Below are 20,482 nucleotides of genomic sequence, written 5' to 3' on the forward strand. Positions count from 1 at the left end.
GCGTTGGGTCAACTTCCGTACCATCCTGTTTAGGCTGCTAAATGGGATGCGAGAAAGGCAATCACCTGATCTAGCCCAAGGCCAGTTTTCAAGTTCGTCATCACATAGGGGCGATCGCCCCGCATTTTCGGGGTGTCCCGTTTCATTACCTCTAAATCAGCACCCCCATAGGGGGCAAGATCAATTTTATTAATCACCAATAAATCCGACTTGGTAATCCCCGGCCCGCCTTTACGGGGAATTTTATCGCCAGCAGCCACATCAATCACGTAAATCGTTAAATCCACCAGCTCTGGGCTAAAGGTCGCAGCCAAATTGTCACCGCCACTCTCGACAAAAATCAGATCCAAAGGCTGAAGCGCCGTCTCCAATTGCTGAATGGCCGCGAGATTAAGGGAGGCATCTTCCCGAATAGCGGTGTGGGGACATCCCCCCGTTTCAACGCCGAGAATTCGCTCGGGGGGAAGAGCTTGGGAGCGCACCAAAAACTGGGCATCCTCTTGGGTGTAAATATCATTAGTCACAACCGCTAGGCGATAGCGATCGCCCAAAGCTTTTCAAAGGGCATCCCCAAGGGCGGTTTTACCTGACCCCACAGGCCCTGCCACACCCACTCGCAATGCTGTCTCCCTCGGCTTAATCCTTCTCAATGCGATAGCCCAACTCCGCCAAGCGCAACCGATCCTGTCGCCAGCGGGGGCGTACCTTGACAAACAGTTCTAAGTAAATCTTGCCCCCAATGAGGGTTTCAATTTCTTGGCGGGCAGCGGTGCCCATTTGTTTGAGCAACTGACCTCCTTGGCCAATAATAATCGCCTTTTGCGTTGGACGCTCCACATAAATCACGGCGTGGACACGGGTGAGCTTGCGATCCTGCTGCACCTGTTCAATGGTCACGGCCACCGAATGGGGGACTTCCTCGCGGGTGTGGTGCAAAATTTGCTCACGGATCAATTCCGCCATGATGAAGCGCTCTGGCTGATCGGTGACCATCTCTGGCGGATAGTAATAGGGGCCAAGGGGCAACTGCGCTGCGATCGCCGATTGCAGCAAACCCACTCCCTCTCCCGTGAGCGCCGAGCAGGGATAGGTTGGCCAAGGGCCAAGGGTTTGATAATCCTGTTGCCGCTGTGGACGCTCCCCTTCTGGCAGCAGGTCAATTTTATTGATGGCCACCAGCACAGGAGATTGGGTTGTGGTCAGGAGATCCGCCACATAGCGATCGCCTCCACCGGGAGGACTGGCAGCATCCACCACAAAGACAATCGCATCTACCCGATTGAGAACGCCCTTGGCATTATGCACCAGCACTTCTCCGAGCCGATGGTGGGGCTTATGGATACCCGGTGTATCCACAAAGATCAATTGCGCCGTTGCCGTGGTCAGGATGCCCCGCAAGCGATTGCGCGTGGTTTGCGCCACCGGTGAGGTAATGGCCACCTTCTGACCCAAGAGATGGTTAAAGAGGGTAGACTTGCCTACATTGGGACGACCCACTAAGGCGACAAAGCCAGAGCGAAAGCCCTCTGGGGCAACAGGAATACTGGAAATGGGTTCCACCGTGAGTCCCTATGGATTGGAGGGCGTGGGTTGATCGTTGGCTGGTGGCGAGGGGAGAGGGTTAGGACGGGTCTCCGTCCTCAGCACCGGTTGTTCTACCGGTTGAGTCGCCAAGGCCACACGATTGCCTCCTACTGAGCGCAGCAGATCCAAAACTTGAATAACTTCGTTGTAGCTCACCACCTGGGATGCCCGCAAAATCACCACCCCTTGCGGATTCGTTTTCAAGTAGGTGGCCAAGCGTTCATAGAGTTCACTGCGGTTGACGGGGTCTTTATCCACAAAGAGTTGCCCCGCCGGATCAATGCTCACCACCAACATCTTTTGCGACTGCGCTTGACTGGTGCTGGCTTGGGGCAGATTCAAGGTAATCGCCTGCTGCCGCGTCAGACTCACCGCCGCCAAAATAAAGAACGTGAGGATACAAAAGACCACATCAATCAGCGGCAGCATTTCAATGCGAGCATTTTCACTTTCACTGGGCAAATGAATCTTCACGGCCATTCCTCAACCACGCTGCCTCAATGATAAAACTCTGAGCAAACACAGTAGGATCAAAAAGTTTCCCACCCGTGCAGTTATGACCAGTGCAACGCCCCAGCCCGGACAACTCATTGTGATTACTGGCCCTAGTGGGGTCGGCAAAGGGACGCTCCTACGGCAACTGCGACAGCGACATCCCGAACTGGCACTTTCGGTTTCAGCAACGACCCGTCCGCCACGCCCCACGGAGGTTGAAGGGGTGGATTACTATTTTGTCTCTGTAGAAGAATTCAAGGGAATGATTGCTGCTGGGCAACTCTTGGAATGGGCAGAGTTTGCCGGCCACTACTACGGTACCCCACGCGATCCGTTGCTGCAACTCATTGCCCAAGGAAAAACCGTCATCCTTGAAATTGAACTGCAAGGGGCACGCCAAGTTCGCCAGTCCTATCCTCAAGCGCGTCACATTTTTATTCTGCCGCCATCTTTAGCGGAACTTGAACACCGTCTGCGTAGCCGTGGCCAAGATAGTGAGGAGGCGATCGCCCGCCGTTTAGCTCAAGCGGAAACCGAAATTGCTGCGGCCCCAGAATTTGATGTTCAAATTGTCAATGATGATTTGGAAAAAAGCCTGATTGCTCTTGAAACAGCAATTTTTAGCCCTGTGCCCTAAGGCTCTGCCCGCACAATTCCGAGGTAGAGTTCCCCCACTTTAGGGTCATTGAGTAATTCGCTGCCCAATCCCTCATAGCGATCTTTGCCCATTTCCAAGACATACCCGCGATCGCTCATGGCAAGGGCTTTCCGTGCATTTTGCTCCACCAAAATAATGGCCGTCCCTTGGGCATTAATCTCCTTGATTTTGGCAAAGACATCATTGACAAGAGCTGGGGAGAGAGCAGCGGAGGGTTCATCCAAGACCATAATTTGGGGATCCAACATCATGGCGCGTCCCATGGCCAGCATTTGCCGTTCTCCCCCCGAAAGGGTACCGGCCCGTTGCTGTCGGCGCTTAGCCAAGCGGGGAAAGGTGTCATAGACTCGCTCTTTGAGGGCTTTGAGGTTGCCTGTCTTGGTAAAGGCACCCATCTCCAGATTTTCTTCAACCGTCAGGGTACGAAAGACATTGGCAATTTGCGGCACGTAGCCAATTCCCTTTTTGACGATTTGGTTGGGACGCAAGTAGGTAATATCTTCGCCGGCGAGGGTAATTGTGCCGAGGCGGGGCGTCAGCAACCCAGCGATGGTTTTTGCCAAGGTTGATTTTCCAGCCCCATTAGGGCCAATCACCGCTACCAGTTCTCCCGCTTCGAGGCGAAAGTTTACCCCCCGCAAAATATCCACATCGGGAATATAGCCGGCATAGACATCAGACACTTGGAGCAAGCTCATGGTTCAAAAACACATCGCCAGAGGTTCAACATCCTCAGTATAGAGGTTTCGCCCTGTGTCCCTAATTTTGCTCCTGAAGGCAAGGGATTGCTGTGGTGAATTGAGAGCCTTGAGGGGTTGATCAAGCACCTCTGGACAAAAATATCCTCTCAGCTCGGCAATTTTCTCAAACCCAGTCTCCACAACGCTTTGAGCAATTTCTAACAGATTTAGAGGTGCTTGAATTTTCCCGAAATTCAGTTCCAGAGTGACTTTCACGCCCTGTGACCCTGCGGATCTAAAAATTTTACAAAAACAAAAAAATGATCCCGTCTAGGTGCTTGAAAATGACCTGTGCTATAGTAGTCGTAGAGCGCCTTCTAGGAAGGTGCCGTGCTGGGATTCTTTCCCAGCCGAACTAATGGAAACGCGATCGTTGATAATCACCTTAATTGCCAACGGGTGCTGGGATTCTTTCCCAGCCGAACTAATGGAAACAAAGAGTGAAACTTAAACACTCTTCACGATGCGGATAGTGCTGGGATTCTTTCCCAGCCGAACTAATGGAAACTTTTTGGCCACTGCTTGGCGGACAGTAGCCTTGAGAGAGTGCTGGGATTCTTTCCCAGCCGAACTAATGGAAACCCTTTTTCTACTTGTTGTTTTCTGGAGGTAGAAGTGCTGGGATTCTTTCCCAGCCGAACTAATGGAAACCAGACTTCATCTGGAAGATTCTGCAAACTTAAACCGTGCTGGGATTCTTTCCCAGCCGAACTAATGGAAACTCCCTCTTGGGTTTCTTTTCTTGGGTGGAGCAAACTCGTGCTGGGATTCTTTCCCAGCCGAACTAATGGAAACCGTCCCTGTCCCTTGCGTCTGCGTCCCTGTCCCTTGTGCTGGGATTCTTTCCCAGCCGAACTAATGGAAACTATTTTCAATAGTGTTCACTCTAATCCGCCAATACGTGCTGGGATTCTTTCCCAGCCGAACTAATGGAAACAATAGTTTTACAGAAGATCATTCTAGTGTTTCTACCTGTGCTGGGATTCTTTCCCAGCCGAACTAATGGAAACTCCCCTCTAAAATCGCCTAGAAGGCCTCTGAAATGTGCTGGGATTCTTTCCCAGCCGAACTAATGGAAACAAAAGAGAAAAATGCTAGTTTATTTGATCCTGATAGTGCTGGGATTCTTTCCCAGCCGAACTAATGGAAACGGGCAGATTAAGCAGCCATGTGATAGCTTCTCGTAAGTGCTGGGATTCTTTCCCAGCCGAACTAATGGAAACCCTCAGTTCCCCAGTGCCTCAGTTCCCCAGTGCCTGTGCTGGGATTCTTTCCCAGCCGAACTAATGGAAACGTACCATCGGGAAGCAATGTGTCTTGCACAAAAATGTGTGCTGGGATTCTTTCCCAGCCGAACTAATGGAAACGATTGGGTGGCAGTTTTTCTTCAACTAACTTTTTGTGCTGGGATTCTTTCCCAGCCGAACTAATGGAAACTTAATAGGAATACCTTCTTCTTTCCCACGATTGATGTGCTGGGATTCTTTCCCAGCCGAACTAATGGAAACTTTAGCACGGCTCAATACGTCTGTAGCTTTATGGGGGTGTGCTGGGATTCTTTCCCAGCCGAACTAATGGAAACCGATCGCCTAGTTTTTTTGCGCGTGCTAGACGCACGTGCTGGGATTCTTTCCCAGCCGAACTAATGGAAACTTACCTATAGATCAATTACCTTTATTAAAAGTTTATCGTGCTGGGATTCTTTCCCAGCCGAACTAATGGAAACTTGTAAACAGCAATTGCATGATTAGGTAATTGATCTGGTGCTGGGATTCTTTCCCAGCCGAACTAATGGAAACGCGAGAGGCAAGATGTCCACCGCCAGACTCTTGCCGTGCTGGGATTCTTTCCCAGCCGAACTAATGGAAACAAGCGTTGATTAAGAATGTTACTAACGCATTAAAAAAGTGCTGGGATTCTTTCCCAGCCGAACTAATGGAAACGTTTTGGGGATTCAAAATCAACTACTGCTACTGCTGCGTGCTGGGATTCTTTCCCAGCCGAACTAATGGAAACTTCAAGAGTACACAAAACTTACACCCTCTTTGAAAGAGGTGCTGGGATTCTTTCCCAGCCGAACTAATGGAAACTTACAACCAAATTAAGGAAAATTTGAACTGTGAAAGTGCTGGGATTCTTTCCCAGCCGAACTAATGGAAACGCTTCTGGTAAATTCAGAAGCCAAGTTACACCCTCGTGCTGGGATTCTTTCCCAGCCGAACTAATGGAAACGCAGCTTAGAATTAATGAAATTAATGCAAGAATTGTGCTGGGATTCTTTCCCAGCCGAACTAATGGAAACCCTTCCTCCTAAGAAGGGGCTGCAGGGGGGAGATCAGTGCCTGAACCTGAGGTGGTAAGCAAGGTCGCGGAACCAGTAACAAGCATCCCTGACCTTTAGGGCGGGCAGTGTGTCAAAATTGGGGTTAAGTCCTGTACCCAGCGGAGTCAACGGAAACGCAGCAACAATGAAAGCCGTTGCCATCACAGAGTTTGGCGAACCCGATGTTTTAGTGCTGCGGGAGATGCCTGAGCCGCAGATTCAAGCTGCCAATGAGGTGAAAATTCAACTGCGGGCGGCCAGTGTGAACCCCATTGATACGAAGCTGCGACAGCGGGGAACATTTTTTCCCGATCGCCGACCCGCCATTCTCGGCTGTGATGGGGCAGGGGTGGTCGTGGCTGTGGGTGCAGCGGTGCAGCGGTTTCGCGTAGGGGATGAAGTTTATTTTTGCTATGGGGGCTTGGGCGATCGCGGCGGCTGCTATGCCGAATACACCGTTGTTCCTGAAGTTGCCGTTGCCCACAAGCCCAAAACCCTTTCCTTTATTCAGGCGGCTGCCTTGCCCCTAGCGGTGATTACGGCTTGGGAAGCCTTGGGCGATCGCGGTGCAGTGCCACCTTTGAATGTCCTCTCCACCGCAAAAACCGTTCTCATCCATGCCGGGGCAGGCGGGGTGGGGCATCTCGCCATTCAACTGGCGCGGCGTTTCGGAGCCCAAGTGGCCACGACAATTAGTTCCGCAGCAAAAGCACGATTTACCCAAGATCTGGGTGCCACCCTTGCCATTAACTACACCACCAGTGATTGGGTACAAGCAGTCTTGGACTGGACAGGGGGCAAAGGAGTTGATTTTGCTCTTGACACCGTCGGCAGCACAACCTTTAGCGACACCTTCAAAGCGGTGCGTCCCTATGGCACCCTCGCCACCCTCTTGGAACCCGCCGCCGATACGCCGTGGAAAATTGCCCGCCAACGCAACCTCTTGATCCAACTCACACTGATGCTGACGCCGCAACTCATGGGGTTGAGTGATGCCCTTGCCCATCAGGGAAAAATCCTTGAACAGGTGGCCACCCTTGTGGATCGCGGCGAGCTAAAAGTGGTTGTGGATAAAACCTTTCCCCTAGGGGCGGCGGCGGATGCCCATCGCTATCTCAGCCAACGCTTGGTGCAGGGTAAGGTGGTACTCGTCCCATAATTGGGGATTTTCTGATGGTTGCTCAGATTCTTGCCGCCCTTCTCATCGGGCTAGAACAGGCTCAAGGGGTGCCGACATGGCTCAGTCAAACGCCCCGCAGTGATGTTTATCGGGTTTGCCGCATTTTTAACGGACGCCTTAGCTATTGTGGCCGTTGGTTCACAGGGGAAACGGTGCTGTTGCAGAACAACTTCTATCGCACCTGCCGCATTTTTAATGGGCGCCTCAGTTACTGTGGTCGGTGGTTCACGGGGGAAACGGTGCTGTTGCAGAACAACCTCTATCGCACCTGCCGCATTTTTAATGGGCGCCTCAGTTACTGTGGCCGTTGGTTCACGGGGGAAGCAGTACTGTCGGAGCCTCGACGCTAACCTATTCTGGCTGCGAAGAGGGATACAATTCTGGTGGCATTGGCTCCGGTTGCAGGCTCACGGTTTGCCGGCGATCGCCCCGTTGAATCTCCAAAGTCACTTTCTCCCCCAACTTTGTTTGCTCAACCACGCTTTGTACCTGTTGGGGGCTGGGTTGATTGAGATCGTTAATTTTGGCAATCCAATCTCCCACTTGCAGCCCCGCTTTAGCCGCCGGCGAATTGGGGGCAACACCAACGATTAGCGTCCCTTGGGTTTGATTCAGTGTCCAGTTGGGCTGATCTTGACGGATTTGGGCAGCCACTTCTGGCGTCAATTGCACCATGCGAATCCCCAGATAGAGGTGCTGGGCGCGCCCCGTAGTAATAATCTGTTCAGCAATGCGATAGGCCGTATTGATGGGAATGGCAAAACCAAGACCCTGCGCTTGGGAAATCACGGCGGTATTGACGCCCACCACTTGACCAGCAGCATTCAGAAGGGGGCCCCCGGAATTGCCCGGATTAATCGCCGCATCCGTTTGAATGAAGCTCACCCGCTTATCGGCAGCGCCAATTTCATTACTGGCACGCCCTGTTGCACTAATAATGCCGGCGGTTACGGTGTTACTTAGCCCCAAGGGGTTACCGATGGCGATCGCCCACTCACCGGGGACAAGGCTATCGGAATTGCCCAGTTGTACCGTCGGTAAATTCTCAGCCTCAATCTGCACCACCGCCACATCCGTCAGGGAATCTGCACCCACCACCTTGCCATCATACTGGCGACCATCGGGGAGCGTGACTCGCACGGCAGTAGCCCCCTCCACCACATGGGCATTGGTCATAATCTTGCCATCGGGGGTAAATATAAACCCAGAGCCTTGACCTTGGCGCAGCGGCACCTCTGGTATTGGAAAAGGATTGAGAAAACTATCCTCTTGACTGCGGCGCAGTCGTAGGGTATCAATGCTCACCACTGCTGGCCCTGCCTCAGCAACCACCTTGGCAATGAAATTCTCCCCCGCATTGGGTCGCTCCGTGGGGGCAAGGGGAGGCAGAGACGCCTCCGTATTGCGATCCGGCAAACGTAGTGGACAGCCCGTCAGTGCCACAAGGGCGATCGCCATCCCAACGCAACTCAACCGTGTGCGAACCATACTCAACTCAACTCGGCAGCAGATCCACTCTAGCCTTATCCTGAAAATAGTGAGTTTGTCGAACCTCTGCTGGCATGCTGACTGTGATTAGCTACCTCGAACAGCCCATGACCTTTGATAGTTTCTTTGGACCTGTGACCCTGCAGCCCGGTCGCAATGAAAATGTCGATGAGCGGCGCTGGCGCAACTGCAAAACCCACAATGCTGACCTGCAAGCGCTGCTCAAAAAGGGGCTTATTGTGGTCGAAGACGTGGGGGTCAGCTCATAGGCCATGACGGATGCAGTCGCTGCCCTCTTTCAGCAAGGGCAACAGGCCTTCGAGCGGGGAAACTACCAACAATCGATTGTTCTTTTAGGACAGGCGGCGGCGCTGGCGGAGGGAAATGCGGTGCGATCGGGGGAAATTAGCCTCTGGTTAGTCACGGCCTATAGTGCTGCTGGCGATCAAGGGGCTGCCGTCAGCCTCTGCCGTCAACTCCAACAACACCCGGATCATCACACGCGGCAGGAAAGTCGTCGCTTGCTAGCGATTTTGGAGGCTCCCCAACTCAAACGCCGTCCGGAATGGTACAGCGAAATTCCTGACCTATCCCATGTGGGCGATCGCGCCTACACGTCCCCCTACAGCCGTTCCCCGAAAAAGCCATCGGCTGCCCCCCCAAAACCCCAAGAACCACCGCCCCCTGCTACGCCTTTACCGAATGCCTTCATCTGGCTTGCCCTCACGGGCTTGGGCGTGGTCACACTCTTGGCAGCTTGGTTATAGTAAACTTCCCACCGACTAAAGTCGGGGGCTTTCAGTATCGGAATTTAGGAACACATGGGTAGAGAGCCACGGCAAGGAAACGCTGGTGTATATCGATGAAACGGGGTTTGACTCTTGGGTGGCGTGTGAGTATGGGTGGTCAGCGCGAGGCCAACGAATTGATGGAGAGCGAGCGGGGAAGCGTCAGAAAAGAGAGAGTTGAGTCGCAGGACGGTATAGACATCAGAAAGACTTCATCGCCCCAATGCTGTTTTCAGGCTAAAGTCACTAAACAGGGGTATCAGCGCAGACTGGCCTAGGCGATCGCTCGCTGCAGATGATTTTGCAAGGTTTTAGTGGGCAGGCCACTCTGGAGATGCTGCCACGGTAAGATCGTTTCCTCTGGCCAATTAGCAGTGACGTAGGCTTCAAAGTCGGGCAACTGTCCGCGCAGTTCCTTAAATGCCCGCCGATAACTGCCCAAGGAAGTGCCATAGTGACGCACCTGCTCAAGCAGGGGAGCAAGCCGGCGATCGCCCCGCGAAATTAAAGCTTGAATCAGCGAGTCATTATAGGATTCAGGACGAAACTCAATCCCCAATTTGGCCAATTCTTTTTTCAGGAACTTAAGACGTTTTTCGGCTACGGGTTGCACGCCCCACCACTGGAAAGGGGTATGGGCCTTGGGCACAAAGGTACTACAGCCAAGGGTGAGTCGCAGGCGCGGCGCTGTTTTTTTCAATTGGCGAAAGAGATCCACCGTAGCTGCAACATCGGCATCGGTTTCTGTGGGCAGTCCCACCATGCCATAAAACTTTAGCCCCTTGAGGCCGCCGGCTTGGGCATGGCTGGCAGCAGCAAGAATCTCCTCAGTCCCAAGCTTTTTGTTGATCACTTGGCGCAGACGCTCAGACCCCGTTTCGATAGCGATCGTCAGGGATTGACTGCCCCGTTGACTCAAGAGTTGGGCAAGGGATTCAGTGACCGTATTTGTGCGCACAGACGCTAAACTCACCCGCACATGGTCAAATTGTGGTTGGCCTAGATACTCAATCAAGGCGGGAAATTCGGGATGCTGGGTAATCGAGGCACCCAAAAGCCCTAGGCGATCGGTGACCGCTAGCCCCCGCTCAATGGCAGGAATCAGTGTTTCGAGACTGGGCGTGCGAAAGGGCAAGGTCAAATAACTGGCCAAACAAAAGCGACATAGCTCTGGACAACTACGCACCACCTCCACCATGTAAATCTTTTCCCAAGCGGCGAGGGGGGTGACCACCGTTGAGGCAGCAAGGGTATTGCCGCGATGGACTTGTTTGGTCACTGTGGCGGGTACCGTGGGCTTTCGGGGTTCAATTCCTTGAATCGGGCCTGTGGCACTGGCATAACCGACGGCATAAAGACTGGGGACATAGAGGCCGGGCACTTGGGCAAGGGCTTCCAACTGTTGCGATCGCGCAGCAGTGCGCACCTGTGCCATTGTCGTCAGAAAGGGATCTAAAAGCGGTTCGGCGTCCCCTAGCAAAATGACATCAAAAAAGTCGGCAAAGGGTTCGGGATTGGCCGTCAGCACTGGACCACCGCCAAAGATCAAAGGATGGCGATCGTGGCGATCGCGCTGCCAAATGGGAATGCCCAACTGCTCCAAGAGCGCCAATAGATTGCCGTAGTCCAACTCCCACGAGAAGGAAAAGCCCACTAACTCGGGATCTCGAGGCAGGAGTTCGTGCACATCGGTAAAGAGGCGACTCACGGCCACATCAGGACGGCTGGCCAGTTGTGCCCACACTAGTTGATACCCTAAGCTGGTAATGCCAACGCTGTAGGTATTGGGAAAGCCATAGATGACGCGCAGTGCCTCTGGCCGCGGGCGCGATCGCTCAAAGAGGAGAGTTTCAGCAGCAAAAGGGGAATTCACCTAGGTTTCCGTTGACTTACGGCGGCTGGTTTTTGCGGTCTTGGTGGCCGTCTTTGTACTGGTCTTTTTGGTGGTTGATTTTGGTTTCGGGGCAGTGGCTGTTGCGCTGCGGCGGGTTTTCTTCGGTGCTTTCTCCGCCAATAGGGGCAGGGCTTGCTCAAGGGTCATGGTCTCTGGACTCACCCCTTCCGGCAGTGAGGCATTCACCTTGCCGTGGTTGACATAGGGACCATAGGGACCATCCAAGATCTGCACCGGTTCGCCATCCTCTGGGTGAGTCCCCAACACCGCGAGCACCTGTTTTTTGGCACGGCCACGACTCGCTTTCGGGGTCGCCAGCAGCTCCAAGGCACGCTCTAGGGTAATCGTATAAACATCATCCTCCCCCCTGAGGGAACGATAGTCCTTTTCCCCCTCAGGGTCATGGACAATGTAGGGGCCAAAGCGACCTTGATTGGCTTGAATCAGTTTGCCCGTTTCGGGATGAACCCCCAATATGCGGGGCAGCGACAACAGCGTAATCGCCAAGTCTAGAGTGACTTCATCGGGACTGACCCCCTTGGGTAACGAGGCTCGTTTGGGTTTTGGATTGGCCGCTGTGGCTTCCCCCAACTGCACATAGGGACCAAAGCGCCCCGTTAGCAAGAAGATCGGTTCGCCAGTTTCAGGATGCACACCTAGCTTGTCGGGACCCTCTAGTTTTTGGCGAATTAATTGCTCCACTTGTTCGCGGGTGAGGCTACCGGGAGTGGCATCTTGGGGCAACGAGGCTTTAATCGGTTCGCTGCCATTGCCATTTTGATAGACGACAAAAGGACCAAAGCGACCCACCACCACTTCGGCATTCAGTTCTGGCAGGGCGATCGCCCGGGCTTCTGTGGACTCAATTGTGCGCTCCCGCTCTTTGACCTGCTGCTCAAGGCCGTTTTCACCCAAATAGAAGGATTCAAGGTAGGGTTGCCACTGCACTTCCCCCGTGGAAATCTCATCAAGGGTTTGCTCCATCCGCGCCGTGAAGTTAATGTCCACTAAGTCGGGGAAGTATTTCTCCAGCAGTGCCGTAACCGCAAAGGCAGTAAAGGTGGGTTCAAGGGCATTGCCCCGCCGAATGGCATACTCGCGGTCTTGGATCGTGCTGATGATGGTGGCGTAGGTGCTGGGACGCCCAATGCCGGCTTGCTCGAGGGCTTTAACAAGGCTGGCTTCGGTGTAGCGTGGCGGCGGCTGGGTTTCGTGACCGACACTTTCAAGGGCTTGGCAGCGGAGAATATCGCCCACCTGCATCAGGGGCAGCATCACCTCTTGGCTTTCGAGGGCGGCATCGGGATCATCCGACCCTTCCACATAGGCACGGAAAAAGCCCGGAAAATCAATGCGTTTACCGTGGGCACGGAAGAGGGCATCCCCCGCCGTAATCGAGACCGTTAGCAGGGTGACGCGGGCATCAGCCATTTGTGAGGCCACTGTGCGCTTCCAGATCAGTTCGTAGAGTTCCAGTTCCCGATCCTTAAGGCCGGTTTCTTGGGGGGTGCGAAACTGACTACCCGCAGGGCGAATCGCTTCGTGGGCTTCTTGGGCGCCCTTGGTTTTGGTGGTGTACTGCCGCGGCTGGGGCGACAAAAAGGCTTTGCCGTACATGGCTTCCACACAACTGCGAGCGGCAGCGATCGCCTGTTCCGACAGATGCACAGAGTCCGTGCGCATATAGGTGATATAGCCCTCTTCATAGAGCTTTTGGGCAATGCGCATCGTCTCCTGGGCCGAGAGGTGCAGTTTGCGGTTGGCTTCCTGTTGCAGCGTCGAGGTGGTAAAGGGAGGAGCGGGTTTGCGGGTTTGTTGGCGCTCCTCTTGTTCAGTGACCGTCCATGTTTCCGTCAGCAGGCGATCGCACAGGGCATTGGCCGCCGCCTCATCCAAGAGCAAGACAGCATCAGGGTTGCGCACCTGTCCTGTAGCAGGATCAAAATCATTGCCCGTGGCCAAGCGTTGACCGCCGACACTCACCAAACGGGCTGGAAAGAGGGTTCCCCGTTGATCCAGCGTGGCCTTGAGATCCCAAAATTGCCCCTTGCGGAAGGCCAGCCGTTCCCGCTCCCGTTGCACCAATAGACGCACTGCCACCGACTGCACCCGCCCCGCCGACAGATGGGGAGCAATTTTCCGCCACAGCAGGGGCGACAGGGTATAGCCCACCAAGCGATCGAGGATACGCCGCGTTTCTTGGGCACGCACGAGTTGTTGATTGACATCGCGGCAATTGCGCAGGGCTTCTCGGATGGCCTCTTCCGTAATTTCATGGAAGACCATGCGCCGCACGGGCACCTTTGGCTCCAACAGTTGCAGCAAGTGCCAACTAATACTTTCGCCTTCGCGGTCTTCATCGGTCGCAAGCAGGAGTTCATCAGCAGTTTTCAGGGCCGTTTTCAGGTCTTTGACAACTTTTTGCTTGTCTTTGGGGACAATGTAGAGGGGTTCAAAGCCAGCAGCGACATTCACCCCTAGGGTTGCCCACTCCTCCCCCTTGAGTTCGGGGGGCACATCAGCAGCGCTGCGGGGCAGATCACGGACATGACCCATCGAGGCTTCAACGCGATAGTCCGGGGGCAGAAATTTGCGAATGGTATGGGCTTTTGTCGGGGATTCAACGATAACAAGGGTGGACATAGCAGATGCTGCGGGATGGGTTTTTCGGCACTCTCAAGTTTAGCGATCGATCATAGAATTGTGTTCTCCCACCGTATCATGGGGAGCAAGGAGAAGCACTTCCTTATATTGATAACCCTAGCCTAACCAATGGGCGATGCGGAGAATCTGTTTAGTCAGCATAACGGTTTTTAGGTAGCAGCGATGACTCAGCGTGGGGCAGCCCCAGAAATCGTGATCCAAACCCGCCACCTCAATAAATATTTTGGCGATCGCCACGTCCTGAAGGACATCAACTTCACCGTTGCTAAGCAAGAGGTGGTTGCCCTCATTGGCCCCAGTGGTTCTGGCAAAAGCACCTTGCTCCGCTGCTTGAATGGGTTGGAGACGTACCAATCGGGGGAGATTCTCATTCTCGGTCATTACCTGCCCCCAGTGCCAACGCCGCAACAACTGCGGGTGATTCGCCGGGATGTGGGTATGGTCTTTCAGAACTTTAACCTCTTTCCCCACATGACAGTCTTGCAAAACATCATCGAAGCGCCGATCCTTGTGCGCAAGCTCCCCCGCCGCGTGGCTATTGAAATGGCTGAAAGTTTATTGACCAAAGTAGGATTGCTGGACAAACGGGATGCCTATCCTCGGCAACTCTCCGGGGGGCAACAACAACGGGTGGCGATCGCCCGTGCCTTGGCCATGCAGCCGGAAATTCTCCTCTTTGACGAACCCACCTCTGCCCTTGACCCGGAGCTAGTGGGGGATGTCCTCGCCGTGATGCGACAACTGGCCGAAGAAGCAATGACCATGGTGGTGGTCACCCACGAAATGCAATTTGCCCGTGAAGTCTCTTGCCGCGTCGTCTTTCTTGCCGATGGCCAAATTATTGAGGAAGGATCGCCCCAAGAACTGTTTCGTCGTCCGCAACAGGAGCGAACCCGCCTCTTTTTAGAGCGTGTGCTGGTTAGGCACTAGCCTTTATAGGCCTTGATGCATTTTTCAACAAGGGGCTGCACCGCATCCACATCCTGCCAGCCAAGAATTTCAGTCACTTTCTTTTGCAGATTCTTGTAGGTACGGAAGAACTCAGCGATTTCTTCGAGGCGGTGGGGCGCAATGTCCTTGAGGGACGTCACCTCGGCATAGCGAGGATCATCAACGGGCACACAGAGAATTTTCTCGTCGCGATCGCCACTGTCAATCATCTCCAGCATGCCAATAGGACGGGCAGGAATCACACATCCCGGAAACGTCGGCTCATCCATGATCACTAGACCATCGAGGGGATCGCCATCATCCGCCAGTGTGTTGGGAATGAACCCATAATCATAGGGATAGGTCACCGCCGAATAGAGCACGCGATCGAGGGCAAAGACGTTCATTTCCTTGTCAAACTCATATTTATTACGACTGCCCCCCGCAATTTCCACCAGCACATTGACAACACCCGGCTTGGGTTGGGCAGGAATACGGCTCAGATCAACACCCATAGAATCATGTCCACGCAACAAGTCTCCATTTAATCGAGATCGGGACATTGAAGCAAGCACTGGATTGATCCCTTGGGTCGCTTTCCGCTAAGGTTTTGGGGAGTCCCTTGTCAGCTTTGCCCTATGTCTCTAAAGCGGTTGGTGCTTGCAGCCCTCAGTGTCATGGTCGCTGCTCTCATGACGGTGTCGTTGCTGGGCAGTTATTTAGAACCCCAAACCCAAGGGCAAATTAACCTATTTCAGACCAATTTGTCACTACAAGCCCGAGAATGGCAGGGTCTGGGAGATGCCACAACCCGCGATCGCCTTGTGGGGAATGTGGAAAGCGCAATCAAAGCCTATGAAGAGGTACTGGCCACACCCACACCACAAAACCAACCGCTGCGTCTTCAATTGGGACTGCTCTATGCCGATGCCGGCCAGCACGATCGCGCCCTCAACACATGGCAACTCCTCATTAATGAGGCTCAAGGGGCAACCCGCAGTACCGCAGAAGTGCTGATGGGATTGTGGACCGATCCCCCGCAATTGCTGCCAGATGCCGAACCATTGATTAAAAATACACTCCAAGGCTGGTTTCGCGATCGCGCCCTCGAACGCCTCTATGAACTGCAACAGCGATCCGACGCCCTGATGACCTTGACCCGTGCAGAACAAAATCGCGCCCAAGCGGCCTTCTATCGCCTTGCCCTCCTTGGTGTCACTCCTGTTTTGGGGAGTTTAATTGGGATTGTGCTTTGGATTGTCTGGATCTATCAACACCTGCGCCGCCGCCAGCACGGGAACACTCTGCCACCCCTGACCCCCGTGACATGGGGCTGGGAAACCCTGTGGGAAGGCATGGTGATCTGGTTTGCTCTCTTCTTTGCCATTAGTTTGGTATTGATGCCCTTGGTGCGCTCCCTGATCGGCCTAGGACTGCCACTGGGCTCTGCCATGGCTCAAACGCTGTATGCCTTAATGAGCTACGGGATGATGATGGTTGCTGGCTTGGGCTGGCTGTGGTACTTTCTGCGTCCCTTTGGTAAGCGCCCTGCGGATTGGTTATGTTGGCAAGGGGGGTTAGGGGGTGCCTTGCGTTGGGGGGTCGGCGGTTATTTGGCGGCACTGCCGTTAGTCGTGGTCAGTTCCCTGATTAGTCAAGCCCTGCTGAAAAATCAAGGGGGCGGCAATCCCCTACTGGAAATTATTTTACAAAGCCGCGATTATACCACCTTTGCCCTACTCTATGTCATGGTGGCAGTGATGGCACCCTTCTTTGAGGAGATTCTCTTTCGAGGATTTTTCTTTCGTTCGGTGCAATCCTATTTGCCCTTCGGCACTGCCATGGGGGTGACGGGACTCCTCTTTGCCATTGCCCACCTGAATTTAGCCGATCTATTGCCCTTGACAGTTTTGGGAACGGTGTTGAGTTATATCTACTGGCGATCGCAAAATATCGGTGCAGCCATGATTCTCCACAGCATCTGGAACAGTGGCTCCTTTTTGGGGTTGCTCCTACTGAGTGGGGGGACGGAAGCGGGGTTCTAACTGCTGCACCAACCACTGGCGGGGCACCAACCGACCAGCAAGGGCAAGGAAGCGATTGGCGGGCTGACCGGGAATGACCGTGGCCACATCGGTTTGCAAAGCCGCAAGGGTTTCGGCCACCACCTGTTCGGGAGTGTCCTGCCGGGCAAGGAGCGCGGGGTTGCGCAGCATATCTGCCCGCTCAAAGAAATCGGTGGCCGTTGGCCCTGGACACACTCCTAGGACACGAATGCCCAAGGGTTTGACTTCTGCCCACAGGGCTTCGCTGAAGTGGCGAACAAAGGCTTTGCTGGCGGCATAGACGGCGAGGTAGGGCAGGGGCTGACAGGCAGCAATGGAGCTAACGTTGATGATCGTACCTTGGCGGCGGGAGCGCATTTCTTGGAGCACGAGATGGGTGAGTTCTACTAGCGCTGTAATGTTCACTTGGAGCATGGCCGTCAATTGCTGGCGATCGCGATCGCCAAAGGCACCATAATCCCCAAAGCCGGCATTATTGACTAATACATCCACCGTTAGTCCTAGGGACTGAATCTGTTCATAGAGGCGGAGCGCCGCATTGGGTTCGCTGAGGTCTTGGGGAATACCTACAACCGGTACTTGTGTGCTGAGCTGGGTCTTTAGCTCTTCTAGGGTGTCGAGGCGGCGACCAGTGAGAATCAAAGCGTGCTGGCGATCGGCCAAGGCTTGGGCAAAGGCCTGCCCTAATCCCCCCGTTGCCCCCGTAATCAGTGTGGTTGCCATAAAATTGTTACGAAACTTAAAGATCGCTATTCTAAAAGTAATACATTTCGGGAATGGGCAGAATGACCTCTACGCTTTCAGCCACCGCAGCTTTTCCCACCGCAGATTGGACTTGGCGTGGCCATCGCATTCGCTACAGCGTCAATGGTAGCGGTGCCCCAGTGGTGTTGGTTCATGGTTTTGGTGCCTCTATTGGTCACTGGCGCAAAAATATCCCTGCTCTCACCGCCGCAGGTTACCGTGTTTATGCCCTTGATTTACTGGGTTTTGGTGCTTCGGCAAAGCCGGATTTAACCTACAGTTTGGATCTGTGGGCCGAGCTACTGGCGGACTTTTGGCAAGCCCACATTGGGGAACCCGTGGTTTGGGTAGGGAATTCCATTGGTGGTCTGCTGTGTCTGATGATGGCGGCTCGCTATGGCCACACCTGCCGTGCGGTGAGTGTTCTCAACTGTGCCGGGGGACTCAACCACCGTCCCAATGAACTGAACTGGACGCAGAGTCTCTTTACAGCTATTTTTCGCGCCTTAGTAGCCTCTCCTATCATTGGTCACATTATTTTTGATCAAATTCGCCAGCCAGCGCGCATCCGCAAAACCCTGACCCAAGTCTATGCCAATCCCGACGCTATTACCGATGAATTGGTGGAACTGCTGCATCGGCCCGCCATGGATGCCGGTGCCAAAGAAGTGTTTGCCCGTGTGATTTCAGCACCGCCGGGACCGAAAATTGTGGATTTGCTGCCAGAGGTTCAAGTGCCGATTCTGGTGCTCTGGGGTGAGGTGGATCCTTGGACGCCGGTGTCGGGGACTCAGCACTTTGCAGCCCATCAAGATCGCTTGCCGATTCGCATTGAGCGACTGCCCAATACTGGCCATTGTCCCCATGACGATCGCCCGGAGCTGGTGAACCCGATCCTCATTGAGTGGTTGCAACAGTTGGGGCACGCCTAACTCAAGAGGCAAGCAAGGGCATCGAGGCTTTCTGGCAATTGGGGCAGCAGAATGCGATCGCCCACCATGGCGGCACACAGCAGCATCATGTAGAGAATCGAGAACTTAAAGAGGCTGCGTGCCTGTTCTTTGTCCTCGGGGGCTTGGGTCAACTGCCACGCGCGGTAAATAAACCAACTACCAAGGGCGATCGCCACCACACCATAGCCCCAGCCCACGACACCGCAAGGGTAGATTAACAGCAGACTGGTGGGCACCAGTGCCAAGGTGTAGAGAAAAATCTGCCGTGCCGTGACGCGATCGCCATCAACAACGGGCAACATCGGCACCCGCACACGGGCATAGTCCTCTTGAATCAGCATCGCCAACGGCCAAAAATGGGGCGGCGTCCAGATAAAGATAATGGCAAACAGCACCCAAGCCGCCCAACTCAGTTCTCCCGTCACCGCTGCCCAACCCACCAAGGGGGGAATCGCCCCAGCCGCACCGCCAATGACGATATTTTGCGGCGAAGACCGCTTCAGCCAGTGGGTATAGACCCCCACATACACCGCAATTCCGGCCATAGCAAGGCTCGCACTCAGGAGGTTGGCAAACACTGCCAAGAGGCTAAAGGCCGTTGTTGCCAAGAGCACTGCTAGAAACAGCGCTTCCCAAGGAGCCACCCGACCCGCTGGCAAAGGGCGACGGCGCGTCCGCTCCATAATGGCATCAATATCGCGGTCATAGAGACAGTTGAGCGTATTCGCTGCCGCCGCTGCACAGGCACCACTGACAAGGGTTATCAGGAGCAATTGGGGAGCCACCCGACCTTGGCTTGCCACTTCCATTGCTGCCGCAGTTGTAATCAAAAAAAGCAGAATTAACCGCGGTTTGGTGAGTTGGACATAGTCCACTAATTTTGTCGAAAGATCCCCCGTTGAGGAGGAAAGTCTGGCTAAGAATGTCATGCGAGCCTCAAGATCGTTCAAAACTTATGCTTCAGGGAACCGGATGGGCAATCGCGCCACGCCAATGTGGAAATGGCAACCAACACCCCCAAGAGGGTGGCGCCAATCATTTGATGGGCAACGGTGAGAGCCGGCACCTGTAGCTTTAGTTGTAGGGTGCTCCAGCCCAAGGCCACCTGCAGAGCCACCACTGGCAGGAGTGAGAAACTGAGTTGGCGCAAGAGGGAGGCCAAGGCGGGGCTACGCCAAGCGACAATCACTACCCCTAAAACACTCAGGGTAGCTGGGACAGCACCGATCAGATGGCTATTGAGGACTACACACAGGCGATCGCCATAGAGACACTGATGCACTGCCCACTGCGAAGACACCAAGCCCCCTAACAAACTTTGGCCATAGACACATAGCGCGCCAATCACTGCGGCAATCCGCAACCAACGGGCGCTCCCCGTACCCCGAAAGGGAGCGAAACCAACGGTGATGGCTGCCAAAAGGCAAAAGAAGAGCAGTCCTGTGCCCAGGTGAGCGGTAACAATTTCAAAGCGCAGCAACTCAGTCACCGTCAGGCCACCGAGAATCCCCTGCACAATCACAAGGCACAGTGCCGCCGCAGCAGCAGAGGGCACCCAAGGGGGCAGAGCTTGCCGCCAAGCCACACTCAATCCTACAAAGGCGATCGCCATCAGCCCTAAACTGGTGGCCAGCAGGCGGTGAAACCACTCTAGGAAGATCTGCAAATCCATTTGCGGTACCAGCGTGCCAAAGCACAACGGCCAATCGGGACAGGCTAAACCGGCATCCATCACCCGTGTGGCACTGCCCACCGCCATCAAAAAGAGGGTAAAGACCGTCATCAGCAGCACGAGGCGAAAAATCCACTGGCGACGGACACTCGGATCACTGCCTAGGGTCAAGGGTGAGACATGAAAAGGCCCCAGCACGGATTTTTCCTCGACAGCAACAACTTCTTCATGGTAAAGAAGCTAAGGGGGAGATCAGGGCTGGCGTGAAAATCTATAGCTTTTCTTTAAGTTTTCGCTAGAGTA

Annotated in this window: 18 protein-coding genes, 1 pseudogene and 1 CRISPR repeat array; of the genes and pseudogenes, 8 read left to right on the forward strand and 11 right to left on the reverse strand. The window is 54.2% G+C overall.

Features of this window, described 5'->3' with window-relative positions:
* Positions 1–29 precede the first annotated feature (29 nt).
* From ureG to RHP47_RS02805, 3 genes and pseudogenes are all read right to left on the reverse strand, one after another.
* Positions 30–641 (reverse strand): annotated as a pseudogene (ureG, locus tag RHP47_RS02795) (urease accessory protein UreG).
* Positions 637–1,560: a GTPase Era gene (gene era / locus RHP47_RS02800; protein ID WP_149817962.1), complete on the reverse strand. Its 924-nt coding sequence runs from the start codon at positions 1,558–1,560 to the stop codon at positions 637–639. Before era ends, ureG begins: the two are co-directional and overlap by 5 nt.
* A 9-nt stretch (positions 1,561–1,569) precedes the next feature.
* Positions 1,570–2,064 (reverse strand): biopolymer transporter ExbD, encoded by a 495-nt coding sequence (locus RHP47_RS02805; RefSeq protein WP_149817964.1) that lies wholly within the window; start codon positions 2,062–2,064, stop codon positions 1,570–1,572.
* Between the two features lie 76 nt (positions 2,065–2,140).
* Between RHP47_RS02805 and gmk the strand changes: the two genes are divergently transcribed.
* The gene (gmk, locus tag RHP47_RS02810; protein WP_149817966.1) at positions 2,141–2,716 is read left to right on the forward strand and encodes a guanylate kinase; all 576 of its coding nucleotides are present in this window, start codon (positions 2,141–2,143) and stop codon (positions 2,714–2,716) included.
* Here the strand turns inward: gmk and RHP47_RS02815 are convergent.
* Positions 2,713–3,435 (reverse strand): ABC transporter ATP-binding protein, encoded by a 723-nt coding sequence (locus tag RHP47_RS02815; RefSeq protein WP_310840994.1) that lies wholly within the window; start codon positions 3,433–3,435, stop codon positions 2,713–2,715. The two genes, gmk and RHP47_RS02815, sit on opposite strands and share 4 nt — an antisense overlap.
* A gap of 372 nt (positions 3,436–3,807) precedes the next feature.
* Positions 3,808–5,779: a CRISPR direct-repeat array (repeat unit 36 nt; unit sequence GTGCTGGGATTCTTTCCCAGCCGAACTAATGGAAAC).
* 166 nt (positions 5,780–5,945) lie between these two features.
* Here RHP47_RS02815 and RHP47_RS02820 point away from each other — a divergent pair.
* Together RHP47_RS02820 and RHP47_RS02825 are read left to right on the forward strand one after the other, a co-directional pair.
* A complete protein-coding gene (locus tag RHP47_RS02820) occupies positions 5,946–6,959 on the forward strand; it encodes a zinc-dependent alcohol dehydrogenase family protein (RefSeq protein WP_310840997.1) in 1,014 nt (337 codons plus the stop codon).
* A 14-nt stretch (positions 6,960–6,973) separates the two neighbouring features.
* On the forward strand, positions 6,974–7,330 hold the full coding sequence (locus RHP47_RS02825) for a hypothetical protein (protein WP_286626503.1): 357 nt from the start codon (positions 6,974–6,976) through the stop codon (positions 7,328–7,330).
* A gap of 1 nt (position 7,331) precedes the next feature.
* Here RHP47_RS02825 and RHP47_RS02830 read toward each other — a convergent pair whose 3' ends face one another.
* Positions 7,332–8,468 carry a trypsin-like peptidase domain-containing protein gene (locus RHP47_RS02830; protein WP_310840998.1) on the reverse strand — a complete coding sequence of 379 codons (1,137 nt, stop codon included), beginning with the start codon at positions 8,466–8,468 and terminating at the stop codon, positions 7,332–7,334.
* A gap of 74 nt (positions 8,469–8,542) precedes the next feature.
* Between RHP47_RS02830 and RHP47_RS02835 the strand changes: the two genes are divergently transcribed.
* Complete coding sequence (locus RHP47_RS02835; protein ID WP_149817974.1) at positions 8,543–8,737, forward strand: hypothetical protein; 195 nt, start codon at positions 8,543–8,545, stop codon at positions 8,735–8,737.
* Between the two features lie 3 nt (positions 8,738–8,740).
* Positions 8,741–9,235, forward strand: a complete 495-nt coding sequence (locus RHP47_RS02840; RefSeq protein ID WP_302679800.1) for a hypothetical protein — start codon at positions 8,741–8,743, stop codon at positions 9,233–9,235.
* A gap of 295 nt (positions 9,236–9,530) precedes the next feature.
* Here the strand turns inward: RHP47_RS02840 and RHP47_RS02845 are convergent, their stop codons facing one another.
* Both RHP47_RS02845 and topA read right to left on the reverse strand, forming a co-directional pair.
* Complete coding sequence (locus RHP47_RS02845) at positions 9,531–11,129, reverse strand: radical SAM protein (protein WP_310840999.1); 1,599 nt, start codon at positions 11,127–11,129, stop codon at positions 9,531–9,533.
* On the reverse strand, positions 11,130–13,793 hold the full coding sequence (gene topA, locus RHP47_RS02850) for a type I DNA topoisomerase (protein ID WP_310841001.1): 2,664 nt from the start codon (positions 13,791–13,793) through the stop codon (positions 11,130–11,132).
* A gap of 183 nt (positions 13,794–13,976) precedes the next feature.
* Here topA and RHP47_RS02855 point away from each other — a divergent pair, with 183 nt between their 5' ends.
* Complete coding sequence (locus RHP47_RS02855; RefSeq protein WP_149817982.1) at positions 13,977–14,744, forward strand: amino acid ABC transporter ATP-binding protein; 768 nt, start codon at positions 13,977–13,979, stop codon at positions 14,742–14,744.
* On the opposite strand, the gene RHP47_RS02860 is transcribed toward RHP47_RS02855, so the two are convergent.
* On the reverse strand, positions 14,741–15,259 hold the full coding sequence (locus RHP47_RS02860; protein WP_310841002.1) for an inorganic diphosphatase: 519 nt from the start codon (positions 15,257–15,259) through the stop codon (positions 14,741–14,743). The genes RHP47_RS02855 and RHP47_RS02860 overlap by 4 nt on opposite strands.
* A gap of 123 nt (positions 15,260–15,382) precedes the next feature.
* On the opposite strand from RHP47_RS02860, the gene RHP47_RS02865 reads away from it, so the two are divergent.
* Positions 15,383–16,789, forward strand: a complete 1,407-nt coding sequence (locus RHP47_RS02865) for a type II CAAX prenyl endopeptidase Rce1 family protein (protein ID WP_286649842.1) — start codon at positions 15,383–15,385, stop codon at positions 16,787–16,789.
* Here the strand turns inward: RHP47_RS02865 and RHP47_RS02870 are convergent.
* Positions 16,757–17,533 (reverse strand): SDR family oxidoreductase, encoded by a 777-nt coding sequence (locus tag RHP47_RS02870; RefSeq protein ID WP_310841004.1) that lies wholly within the window; start codon positions 17,531–17,533, stop codon positions 16,757–16,759. The two genes, RHP47_RS02865 and RHP47_RS02870, sit on opposite strands and share 33 nt — an antisense overlap.
* 62 nt (positions 17,534–17,595) lie before the next feature.
* Here RHP47_RS02870 and RHP47_RS02875 point away from each other — a divergent pair, with 62 nt between their 5' ends.
* Positions 17,596–18,486, forward strand: coding sequence for an alpha/beta fold hydrolase (locus RHP47_RS02875; RefSeq protein ID WP_286626514.1), 891 nt, complete (start codon positions 17,596–17,598; stop codon positions 18,484–18,486).
* Here the strand turns inward: RHP47_RS02875 and RHP47_RS02880 are convergent.
* Positions 18,483–19,436: a heme o synthase gene (locus tag RHP47_RS02880; RefSeq protein WP_149817994.1), complete on the reverse strand. Its 954-nt coding sequence runs from the start codon at positions 19,434–19,436 to the stop codon at positions 18,483–18,485. The genes RHP47_RS02875 and RHP47_RS02880 overlap by 4 nt on opposite strands.
* A 17-nt stretch (positions 19,437–19,453) precedes the next feature.
* Positions 19,454–20,377: a COX15/CtaA family protein gene (locus RHP47_RS02885; protein ID WP_310841007.1), complete on the reverse strand. Its 924-nt coding sequence runs from the start codon at positions 20,375–20,377 to the stop codon at positions 19,454–19,456.
* Positions 20,378–20,482 lie beyond the last annotated feature (105 nt).

The sequence above is a fragment of the Thermosynechococcus sp. QKsg1 genome (assembly GCF_031586415.1).
GTDB lineage: Bacteria > Cyanobacteriota > Cyanobacteriia > Thermosynechococcales > Thermosynechococcaceae > Thermosynechococcus.

What these genes read in the sequence shown, in the direction of transcription:
- RHP47_RS02820 (WP_310840997.1), top strand. Translation starts at nt 5,946, where the DNA reads ATGAAAGCCGTTGCCATCACAGAGTTTGGCGAACCCGATGTTTTAGTG.
- RHP47_RS02860 (WP_310841002.1), bottom strand. Translation starts at nt 15,259, where the DNA reads ATGGGTGTTGATCTGAGCCGTATTCCTGCCCAACCCAAGCCGGGTGTT.
- topA (WP_310841001.1), bottom strand. Translation starts at nt 13,793, where the DNA reads ATGTCCACCCTTGTTATCGTTGAATCCCCGACAAAAGCCCATACCATT.
- RHP47_RS02830 (WP_310840998.1), bottom strand. Translation starts at nt 8,468, where the DNA reads ATGGTTCGCACACGGTTGAGTTGCGTTGGGATGGCGATCGCCCTTGTG.
- RHP47_RS02870 (WP_310841004.1), bottom strand. Translation starts at nt 17,533, where the DNA reads ATGGCAACCACACTGATTACGGGGGCAACGGGGGGATTAGGGCAGGCC.
- RHP47_RS02880 (WP_149817994.1), bottom strand. Translation starts at nt 19,436, where the DNA reads ATGACATTCTTAGCCAGACTTTCCTCCTCAACGGGGGATCTTTCGACA.
- RHP47_RS02815 (WP_310840994.1), bottom strand. Translation starts at nt 3,435, where the DNA reads ATGAGCTTGCTCCAAGTGTCTGATGTCTATGCCGGCTATATTCCCGAT.
- gmk (WP_149817966.1), top strand. Translation starts at nt 2,141, where the DNA reads ATGACCAGTGCAACGCCCCAGCCCGGACAACTCATTGTGATTACTGGC.
- RHP47_RS02805 (WP_149817964.1), bottom strand. Translation starts at nt 2,064, where the DNA reads ATGGCCGTGAAGATTCATTTGCCCAGTGAAAGTGAAAATGCTCGCATT.
- RHP47_RS02835 (WP_149817974.1), top strand. Translation starts at nt 8,543, where the DNA reads ATGCTGACTGTGATTAGCTACCTCGAACAGCCCATGACCTTTGATAGT.
- RHP47_RS02840 (WP_302679800.1), top strand. Translation starts at nt 8,741, where the DNA reads ATGACGGATGCAGTCGCTGCCCTCTTTCAGCAAGGGCAACAGGCCTTC.
- RHP47_RS02865 (WP_286649842.1), top strand. Translation starts at nt 15,383, where the DNA reads ATGTCTCTAAAGCGGTTGGTGCTTGCAGCCCTCAGTGTCATGGTCGCT.
- RHP47_RS02825 (WP_286626503.1), top strand. Translation starts at nt 6,974, where the DNA reads ATGGTTGCTCAGATTCTTGCCGCCCTTCTCATCGGGCTAGAACAGGCT.
- RHP47_RS02855 (WP_149817982.1), top strand. Translation starts at nt 13,977, where the DNA reads ATGACTCAGCGTGGGGCAGCCCCAGAAATCGTGATCCAAACCCGCCAC.
- RHP47_RS02875 (WP_286626514.1), top strand. Translation starts at nt 17,596, where the DNA reads ATGACCTCTACGCTTTCAGCCACCGCAGCTTTTCCCACCGCAGATTGG.